The sequence below is a fragment of the Pseudomonas moorei genome (assembly GCF_008801475.1).
GTDB classification, from domain to species: domain Bacteria; phylum Pseudomonadota; class Gammaproteobacteria; order Pseudomonadales; family Pseudomonadaceae; genus Aquipseudomonas; species Aquipseudomonas moorei.
Map to the genome: position 1 here is coordinate 1 of NZ_VZPP01000033.1, position 8,285 is coordinate 8,285.

14 protein-coding genes are annotated in these 8,285 nt (G+C 59.4%); 3 read left to right on the forward strand and 11 right to left on the reverse strand.

Annotated elements, in window-relative coordinates:
• Window positions 1–328: 328 nt before the first annotated feature.
• The 10 genes from F7R06_RS30465 to F7R06_RS30510 all read right to left on the reverse strand — a co-directional run bounded on the left by F7R06_RS30465 (window position 329) and on the right by F7R06_RS30510 (window position 6,683).
• Window positions 329–628 carry a hypothetical protein gene (locus F7R06_RS30465; RefSeq protein WP_062378629.1) on the reverse strand — a complete coding sequence of 100 codons (300 nt, stop codon included), beginning with the start codon at window positions 626–628 and terminating at the stop codon, window positions 329–331.
• Between the two features lie 96 nt (window positions 629–724).
• Complete coding sequence (locus tag F7R06_RS30470) at window positions 725–1,165, reverse strand: hypothetical protein (RefSeq protein WP_011005871.1); 441 nt, start codon at window positions 1,163–1,165, stop codon at window positions 725–727.
• Between the two features lie 3 nt (window positions 1,166–1,168).
• The gene (locus tag F7R06_RS30475; RefSeq protein ID WP_011005870.1) at window positions 1,169–1,390 is read right to left on the reverse strand and encodes a hypothetical protein; all 222 of its coding nucleotides are present in this window, start codon (window positions 1,388–1,390) and stop codon (window positions 1,169–1,171) included.
• A 90-nt stretch (window positions 1,391–1,480) separates the two neighbouring features.
• Window positions 1,481–3,163 (reverse strand): DNA cytosine methyltransferase, encoded by a 1,683-nt coding sequence (locus F7R06_RS30480; RefSeq protein ID WP_011005869.1) that lies wholly within the window; start codon window positions 3,161–3,163, stop codon window positions 1,481–1,483.
• Between the two features lie 51 nt (window positions 3,164–3,214).
• Entirely contained in the window at window positions 3,215–3,457 is a 243-nt protein-coding gene (locus tag F7R06_RS30485; protein ID WP_011005868.1) for a hypothetical protein, read from the reverse strand.
• Between the two features lie 142 nt (window positions 3,458–3,599).
• Window positions 3,600–4,691: an adenine nucleotide alpha hydrolase family protein gene (locus tag F7R06_RS30490; RefSeq protein ID WP_011005867.1), complete on the reverse strand. Its 1,092-nt coding sequence runs from the start codon at window positions 4,689–4,691 to the stop codon at window positions 3,600–3,602.
• 66 nt (window positions 4,692–4,757) lie between these two features.
• Complete coding sequence (locus F7R06_RS30495; RefSeq protein WP_011005866.1) at window positions 4,758–4,976, reverse strand: hypothetical protein; 219 nt, start codon at window positions 4,974–4,976, stop codon at window positions 4,758–4,760.
• 55 nt (window positions 4,977–5,031) lie between these two features.
• Entirely contained in the window at window positions 5,032–5,349 is a 318-nt protein-coding gene (locus tag F7R06_RS30500) for a hypothetical protein (protein ID WP_062378618.1), read from the reverse strand.
• A gap of 32 nt (window positions 5,350–5,381) precedes the next feature.
• Complete coding sequence (locus tag F7R06_RS30505; RefSeq protein WP_011005864.1) at window positions 5,382–5,750, reverse strand: hypothetical protein; 369 nt, start codon at window positions 5,748–5,750, stop codon at window positions 5,382–5,384.
• Window positions 5,751–5,903: 153 nt separating this feature from the next.
• Window positions 5,904–6,683 carry a DUF4942 domain-containing protein gene (locus tag F7R06_RS30510; RefSeq protein ID WP_011005863.1) on the reverse strand — a complete coding sequence of 260 codons (780 nt, stop codon included), beginning with the start codon at window positions 6,681–6,683 and terminating at the stop codon, window positions 5,904–5,906.
• Between the two features lie 201 nt (window positions 6,684–6,884).
• Between F7R06_RS30510 and F7R06_RS30515 the strand changes: the two genes are divergently transcribed.
• The 3 genes from F7R06_RS30515 to F7R06_RS30525 are packed head-to-tail and all read left to right on the forward strand — an operon-like array spanning window position 6,885 to window position 7,751.
• A complete protein-coding gene (locus tag F7R06_RS30515) occupies window positions 6,885–7,187 on the forward strand; it encodes a type II toxin-antitoxin system RelE/ParE family toxin (protein ID WP_011005862.1) in 303 nt (100 codons plus the stop codon).
• A complete protein-coding gene (locus F7R06_RS30520; protein ID WP_011005861.1) occupies window positions 7,184–7,486 on the forward strand; it encodes an addiction module antidote protein in 303 nt (100 codons plus the stop codon). Before F7R06_RS30515 ends, F7R06_RS30520 begins: the two co-directional genes overlap by 4 nt.
• Window positions 7,487–7,526: 40 nt before the next feature.
• Window positions 7,527–7,751: a hypothetical protein gene (locus F7R06_RS30525; RefSeq protein WP_011005860.1), complete on the forward strand. Its 225-nt coding sequence runs from the start codon at window positions 7,527–7,529 to the stop codon at window positions 7,749–7,751.
• A 253-nt stretch (window positions 7,752–8,004) separates the two neighbouring features.
• Here the strand turns inward: F7R06_RS30525 and F7R06_RS30930 are convergent.
• Window positions 8,005–8,285: hypothetical protein (locus F7R06_RS30930; protein WP_212613258.1), on the reverse strand; the 281-nt coding region annotated here is incomplete at its 5' end.

Genomic DNA, 8,285 nt, shown 5'->3' on the forward strand with positions numbered 1-8,285 from the left:
ACGCGGTAAGCCCGGACTATCCAGAGCCAGGCCGCGTGCAAGGGGTCGTGGAATACCGCAGAGAGCGCAGCGAACAAGGATATGCCGCGAAAGCCCCTTGCAGGCAAGGCCTGGTGGCGGATAGGCCGTTGGGGCGTCCGCTTCCTACCGATGGCTGCTGAGCTAGCCTCAGTGGTTGCCTGGAACGACCGGCAAGCGGAGCGCGCAGGCCGAAGGCCGGAGGCGTGAGGATGGAAGCCCGAAGGGCCAAGACCCGGCGCGCTTTTGGCCGGGGCTTGGTTCACGACAGCCGCCCCCCGAAGGGGGCACGCCCATGCGAGGAAGTAAGTTACAACGACTTCGCTGCAGCTTTCTTCCTCCTTCGGCCAATGATGAAGTCCGCAATGGTCATGTAAGCGATGAAGGAGAACAGCGCGAAGGATGCGATTAGCCAGCCCGTTGATGCCATTGCGTTGAAAAAACCAGGGAATACAGGCGCTGCCCAGTTCTTTATCACGGCCAAGCTCAACCAGGGCACGAAAACTATGTAGCAGACAGGAACCCCGACTATCCAATACAAGTACAGGTAGAAACCTTCGAAACCCCTTGCTCCGCCCCACTCGCCGGGGGATGAATTCTCTTTCTTCATAGCAGCTCCTGCTTTTTCATTGGGCACCTCGGCGCCCGTCCGTTGAGCTGTGACGCAGCGGTCTATCGCCTTGGTCACACCACCTGATAACGCCACTCAATTGTCCAATCGCATGCCGGCACCTTTTAGGCTGGCCAACTCACTTAGCAGCAACTCACGTTGGGATGGCGTGATTTTGTTCAGATACTGCAGTTTGGCGAGTGCAGCGGCCACCGCTCCATAGCCCATGAGTGGATAGGTCGGATCAGTCGAACGTCGGCGTGTCGACTCTTCTAGAAGATCCATCGCCTTGCCCAGCACGTTGAATCTCTTACGGATCTCCGAGAGTGTCGTGGGCCGGCTGACCAGGTGCGGGAAGTAGTTGGCCAAGCCAGGACGGTCTGAGTCCATAAGGCACTGAACGCCCAGCTCCAAATCCTCGCGTACAGCTGCGGTAGCGGTTGAAATGGCGCCCTCGATCTCTGCAACAGAGGCGGTTTCGAGCCATAGCAGCACATCGAGATACGCGGTAAGTTCCTGCTCCGTTTTTTCGTCCATGGCTCAGTCCTCGAAATCCATTTCATCGCAGGCATCGACAACCAGAGAGCGACACTGTTCAGCACGGCGCATCAAACTGATGCCTTTGCCTGGCCACAACGATGCAGCAGCTTCGTAAAGCTCGGCGGCTGAATACCACTTCTTGCGATGCTCTGCCAACCGCGCAGCGGTATGCAGTGCCTGGCTGGAACGTTGGGCTTTGCTCATCGTGAGATCGCGGAACATGGTGAATCTCCTTCGCGTGGTTTCCCGGGGACGGTTGCCGCCGTCTTGTCCGGGTCTAGTGAGGCGCCCCGGGCGGGGCGCTTGGTTTTGTTAGGCTGCTTTGTCGAGGTCGCTGGCCAGCGAAAGGCCGACAGCAACGGGCCGTACCCATACCGGCATATGGCTGAGCAAAAAGGTTTCGCCTTGCTTGGCCAGCAGAAGGGTACGAGCCATTACGCCGGCGATTGCCTCGGCGGCTTTCGGCGGCACTGCGTTGCCGATCCGCTCGCGCCATGCCTGGTCGCTCAACCCGTCCAGCTCGAGCAGTTCCTCGGGGTCGACCAGGCTTTGCAGCGCTGCCATTTCAAGGGTGGTGAACGGGCGATGCCAGGTGCCGTCGAGACTGCGAATCACGCAGGTCAACCGTTCATTGGCGGCGGGCAAACGCGGATCGGCCACGCTCCACCGGCCATTGTCCAGGCGCGCACTGGCGGAGACTGCGCCGGCCAGGCCCTCCCATGGCACCACGCCGTAATGGCCCCCAGTCAGGTACGCATCACCTTTCACACGCCGCAGGCCTGGGCGCGGATCCTGTACCGCGAAAGCCCCCTGCCCCGTCGTACTGCCAGCGATGACGGTCCGCGCTGAGCCTTCCCAGCGGGTGACGTTGTATTTGCCGTGGCCACCAGCTGCGCCACGCGGATCGGCCACGCTGAACGTGCCCTGCCCTGGCGACTTGATGCCGATGATTGCGCCGCTCGCGTCTTCCCAGCGCCGTACGCCATATTGCTGGTACTGCGCCGCCTGGGCCGGGCTGCGCGGATCCGCGACGGAAAACGCGCCGTTGGTGGGGCCAGTCTGGCCCGCAACGGTGCCCATTGAGTCACCCCAACCACGTACGCCGAGATAACCAGAGAATGCTTCCGGCACAATCACGAAGTCGCGCAGGTAGCCGTCCTCGATGGCCAGCTGATCGAGGCTGCGCCAATCCTTGCCAGCTTCGACCAGGGCAAGCCGAACCCACGTTTTCCATTGCAGCGCCGGGACGCGGTGCATAGGGCCGGCGCGCTCGATATCGCCAGGCAGCGGCATGCGTCCAAGAACAGCACCGACCGATTGCAGGGATTTTTTCTCGGGCTCGTAAAGGAATGGCGGCACCTTTTCAACGTGCCGGGCCACCAGCAGAAAGCGCTTGCGGCTTTGGGCCAGGCCGCCCAGTTCTCCGCAGTCGTGGGTCGTCTCGCTCACGGCGTAGCCGAAGAAGTTCAGCACCTGGAGGATCTGATCGAGCAGGTGCCGGCCACGGGTGGCCAAGCGCGGCACGTTCTCGAACACGATCAGGCCGGGCGGGTTGTGCTGCCAGGCTTCGCACATCAGCCACACGCAGCGCAGCGTCAATTCATTGAGGGCCTGGTACTTGGGGGTGAGGCTCAAAGCCTCGGACAGCAGGCCAGAGGCGCCTTTGCAGGGGCTGCTGATAAACACCACATCAGGATCCTGCCAGCCGGCAGCGCGGCGGATATCGGCCGGGGTGGCCTCCCGCCAGTCGGCAGGCGGCTCCTTGCCATGAAACGCGGTGTACTGCTCGCGGGTGAACAGGTCCATTTGGGTGCCGGGCACGCCGGCGATGCGGTGGAAATCACGCAGCGCGCCGGCGCCCACATCGACACCGCCAATGCAGCGCCAATCCGCCTGCAGGTGACCGACCACCTCTTTGTTTTGGTTGAAACCCTTGGCACCGCCGCCAAGCCCGCAGCAGAAATGAAAGTGCTTGAGCACATACTTGGTAAGCATGTTCGTCATCCGTCACGAATGCCCGGACCCACGGTCCGGGCGGGGCTGTGGTCAGATGGCTCGGGCTGTCGCCTCGGCCATGTCGCGGAAAATCTCGGCGTGCAGTTCCAGCGGGAACTCTGCGATGACTTCGCGCTGACCGATACCGGAGCGCTGAGCGACAACCGTGTACATGGTGACGGTGGAAGGTTCTTGCCCTGGGCGGGCTTGGTGGGACGGCTCGACGGTGAAGCCGGAGAAGTCGCGCAGCTGCGCGGCTGAGCTGAAATAGAACAGGTGAGATTCGATAGCCATGTTTGTAACTCCTTCGCAAGTGCCCGGAGCGGTTGCCGCCGCTGGTTCCAGGCTGCCGAAGCAGGATTGCTTCGACGGTTCCCAGTATCGCAAAGGTCTTTGGCAATGTCAACTTATAGTCAAATCTATTTTGACTAACTATTTACCATAGTTCTAACTGCTCGGAGTCGGTGATATCAACCACGGGAATCCCTGGCGTACGCGAGTCCAATGCATTGTCTGGATCACGCAAGCTGTTGGACAAGGCCGCAAAGCGCGCTCGATCGGCAGCGGTTCGCCTGACGTTGAACTGCTCGTCTACAACGTCATTGACCCTGGCCCACTGGTTCCAAGAGAAGCTGCGCCCAAGCCCTACTGTTGTCGTCGTGCTGGGGAAGCCATCTGCATTTCGCACCAGGTGTTCCCACGATGCGCCGAACTGCACCGCGTCGAATCGGCTGTGCTTTCCGGTGAGCGCGTTGCGCTCAAGCAATAGGGCGCGCTCCAGCAGCTCGGGATGGTTCGCGGCGAGCCAGTACAATTCCCAGTGTTTCGAGGCGGGGCAGAAGAAACAGGCTGATTTGATCGGCACCAGGTCGGCGCCAAGGACCTGGGTGATTGCCCGCACACAATCCCGGCGAGTCCAGCGCACCAGCTGCAACGGATAGACATAATCGAAGTTCGTGTCCGCAGGCTTGAGCGCTTTGGAGCGGCGCAGATCAGCTTTGCCGCAATCGTAGCCAATCAGTTTGACAATGCGTTGCCCTGTCGCCTTGGCATGCTCCCAAACAGGGTGTGGAGGCCTGGCATTCGGGCCAGAACGGGCGCCCATAAGAAACTGATCCTGGGGAACCTGTTTCCATTTCACCGAACAGGATTTCATGCCAAAGGCCAGGCTGGGCAACGTTTCGTTGGCCATGCAGTTGCCGTACAAATCCTGGTAGCCGGTGGTGGGCTTCGGTTTCTTCCTGCACACGCTGACGGTTGGCCAGCCCCATGCACGCAGCACGGAATCCATCGCTTCGATGTGTGCCAGCGTTTCGGGTTTCTCCGCGCCGGTGTCGGCAAAGGTGATGATATCCGGGCGCAGCCCTGCCGCGTGCAAGGCTACCAGCATGGCCGTGGAATCCACGCCAGATCCGAAACAGACGGCCAGCAGGCGACCTGACAGCGCAGCGCGCAGGGCCTCGACCTGGGCAAGTGATAAAACAGGGTGGGCGCCGCCCGATGGGCAGCCGCGGCTGATCGCGTTCATGCGTACTCCTTCGCCAGTGCCCGGAGCGGTTGCCGCCGCTGGATCCGGGCACTGTTGGGGTGGCGGTTACTCGGTGTCGTCACCAATGAGATCGCACAAGCTCGGCACCAGATCGACCAAGGCGGGTTTGTTGTTCGGTCCCGTCACCTCAAACACGCATGAACTGTCGGGGTCGCCTTCTGCAATTCGCGGCTGGAAGTAGTGGCGTGCGCAAGCCTCTGCGGCTGCTCGATGATCGCCGTCAACGTCGATATCAACGGACCAAACGACACGGTATGTAGTCATGGGAAATCTCCTTCGCTGTGCCGGCGCGGTTGCCGCCGCTTGTACCGGCTTTGGGTTACTTGCCTTCGAAATAGGTGGGGCGCTGGGCCAGTTCGCGGGCTATCAGCTCGTCCGCAAACAGCGGGGCCTGCTTTTCGATCCGGCGCTCCAGGTTTTTGCGCCTCACTTTGCCTTTTGCCTCGGCGCTCCAGCGCTTGACCGCCTGCGAGGCGGGGAAGTCGAGACAGACGCCGTAGCCTTCGGGTCGGGCCTCCCACGCCTTGCGCATTTCCTCGGGGAGCTTCTGCCCTGCCGGCGCCTCGATCACCAGCAGTTCAAACTCACCGGGGCATGGCAAGTGAGGCAGGCACCAGCGCAGGGAGTAGCGCCACATGGGCGGCGCTACTTGCTGGGCACTAGCGGCCATCAGACCAGATCCCAACTCGCCTGATCCCAGCCCGGCAGCTTGGACTGGGCTATGCGGCGAATTTCATGCAGCGTGCGGAATGCCTGGGTCGCGTAGTAGTCGGGGTTTTGATTGGACTGATATTCCAGGCACTGGATGAGCTTGAGGACTTCGAGGGGGGTGGGCTTGCGCACGGTTTCATCCAGGCCGAACAGCTCAGCCTTGAACGTTTCACCAGGGTAGCGCGTGCGTACGGAGCGGATGTTTTCGTCAAGCAGTTGCTGGCCTTTATCGGCGAGGATCTGGTAGGTGGTGGCATCCGGCTTGCCGGTGCAGCTGAACATGAGGATGGCGGAGATGTGGAACCGATTCAGGATATAGGCGCTCATGGAAACTCCTTCGCAGTGTGTGCCCGGAGCGGTTGCCGCCGCTGGATCCAGGCTGTCGAGGCGGTATTGCTTCGACGTGGTTAGTATCGCAAAGGAACCTCAATAAGTCAACTATCAGTCAAATCAAATTTGACTGATAGTGACCTTTATTTACTACGCAGCGCGGGCGTCTGGCAGGACGTTGCCGGCGTAGTATTCGGCAATCTGCTCATTCACTTTGTCCAGCAGATCCAGGCGCAGGAACTCCAGGTGCAGTGTGCCTTTCTTGAACGCCTTGGCCCGGTAGTTCTCGTTCTCGAATACTTCCCCAGCCTGAAAGGCAGCATCCATAGCTGAGGTCAATGCGTGCGGCTGGAAGGGCTTGCCATCGAGCGTCTGAAATACGCGATCTAGGTCATTGAGCTTGTCCTTGGCCCACGAACCGTAGCGGATGCAGAGTCCACTTCTGAACGAAGGTTCGACCATGCCTTCCATGATCACTTTCGAGCCGATGCGGAACGGCTCTTTGGCGTTGGTGCGGTAGTCGTCGGAGAGATACCGGAAGACGTTGAAAACACCCCGTTGGAACATCGATTCGGCGTTTATCCGCAAGTCAATGAACGTCGCTCTGATGGTCGACGCGGTGAATTCAGGCGGGGTCGGGCAAAGGCTTTTCTCAAACTCCGCAACGGCCTCGGCGTCCATAAGTTGTTTAAAGCCGGTCATATCGAAGGCCCGCCGCCAAAGTGAGGTGTCCAGCTCGCGGCGCACCTGATCCTGGTCTTCCCTGATTTGCGCGGCATGGGGCATCAGATGACGACCATGAGGCGCTAGAACTTCCTTCGCCATTTCAAGTGTGCGGCGTGCATCGGCCATCAGGCGCAACGCTTCCTCACGGGCAGTCAACAAATCATCGAGCGTCGTGGGTAGGGCCAACTCTTTAAAAATAGACATTGTACGGACTCCTTCGCAGCGGGCCCGGAGCGGTTGCCGCCGCTGAATCCGGGCTGTCGAGGCGGGATTGCGTCGACGGATTCAGTATCCCAAAAAGCGCTCCTTGAGTCAACTTCTAGTCAATGTTATATTTACTATTAATTGACTTTCTCGCGTGCGAGAATCTTCCCAAATCGTGATTTATAAGCTACAATCAAACCCATGAAGACAATAAAACAAACCGCCACTTACAGGAACTGGGAACGCAAGCTGCGGGATAAGCAGGCCAAAGCCATCATCGCTGCGCGAGTCTTCCGCGTTGCACATGGTTTGCTTGGAGACGTTCAACCCGTGGGCCAAGGGATCAGCGAACTGCGTATCCATCACGGCCCCGGCTACCGCGTGTACTTCCAGCAGCGGGGTAACCAACTGGTTCTGTTGCTGTGTGGTGGGGACAAGAGCAGCCAAGCGCGGGATATCGAAACCGCAAAAACCTTGGCCAGCCAGTGGAGTGACGATGAATGAAAGAGCAATTTTACGACTATGACCCCGCTGATGCGCTGACCGATGCGGAGTCCATCGCGGTTTTCATGGAGGACGCATTCGAAACGGGCGATGCGGCGTATATCGCTAAATGCCTGGGTGTCGTGGCTCGTGCCAAAGGCATGACCGCCCTTGCCAATGAATCCGGCCTTTCCCGCGAACACCTTTACCGGTCGTTCTCGGACAAGGGCAATCCAACCTTGAAAACCTTGCTGGCCGTGATGCGCGCCGTCGGCTTGGATCTCACGACCCGAAAGCACATCGAGCCGGCGCACCAGTGACCAGGGCGCCGAACAACTGTTATCCATCAATGGAGTTGCTATGAACACGGATCTGATCGTCAAACGCATTTTGCTCACACCCGTTGCAGCCGGCTTTGGGTGGCTCGTAACAACCATGATTCTGATCGGCTTAAAACTGGCCTTCCCTACCGCCCTTCCAGTCGAATGGACTGAAGGCGCAGGCCCTATCGGCGCCATTTTGGGAATCGTCATTTTTTACGGAATGATCTGGAAGGAAGGTCGGTTGGCGAAGCGGGAAGGATAGGCCTCATGCCGAGAATAAGTCTTAGCAACAAACTGCGTGACTGGTCGCGTCTATGGGTACTTGATGGCGACGATATATCTTGCCGCGAATGCAAGATGGCAACCCGAGCCAGTGAGCCGGACAGAATTTTTGTGCATGGAAACGGGTGCAGCCTTCAAACATCAAATCACCAGTTTCCATGGCGAGATCTGGCTGAGGCGATGGCCAAGCTACCTGGTAAAACCAAAGCTGCCCGCGCTCAAAACCCCTGCTATTACGTGAAATAGGCTCTGCGCTCGCACAAGGAGCTAATCATCTGTGAGAGCGCTTGACCGCAGGCGCTCTTGCCGATCTGCTTTAATGCCGAGTGTTTGGGCGCGGGAAACAAACGCTTTTCAAAGCAGCAGCCGCGCAGCGGATGCCGCCTTGCTCTTTGGGAATGGAAGCACACCACCGCTGGGTGGATCTGCTCGGCAGCCTTCGGTAGGACGCGGTAAGCCCGGACTATCCAGAGCCAGGCCGCGTGCAAGGGGTCGTGGAATACCGCAGAGAGCG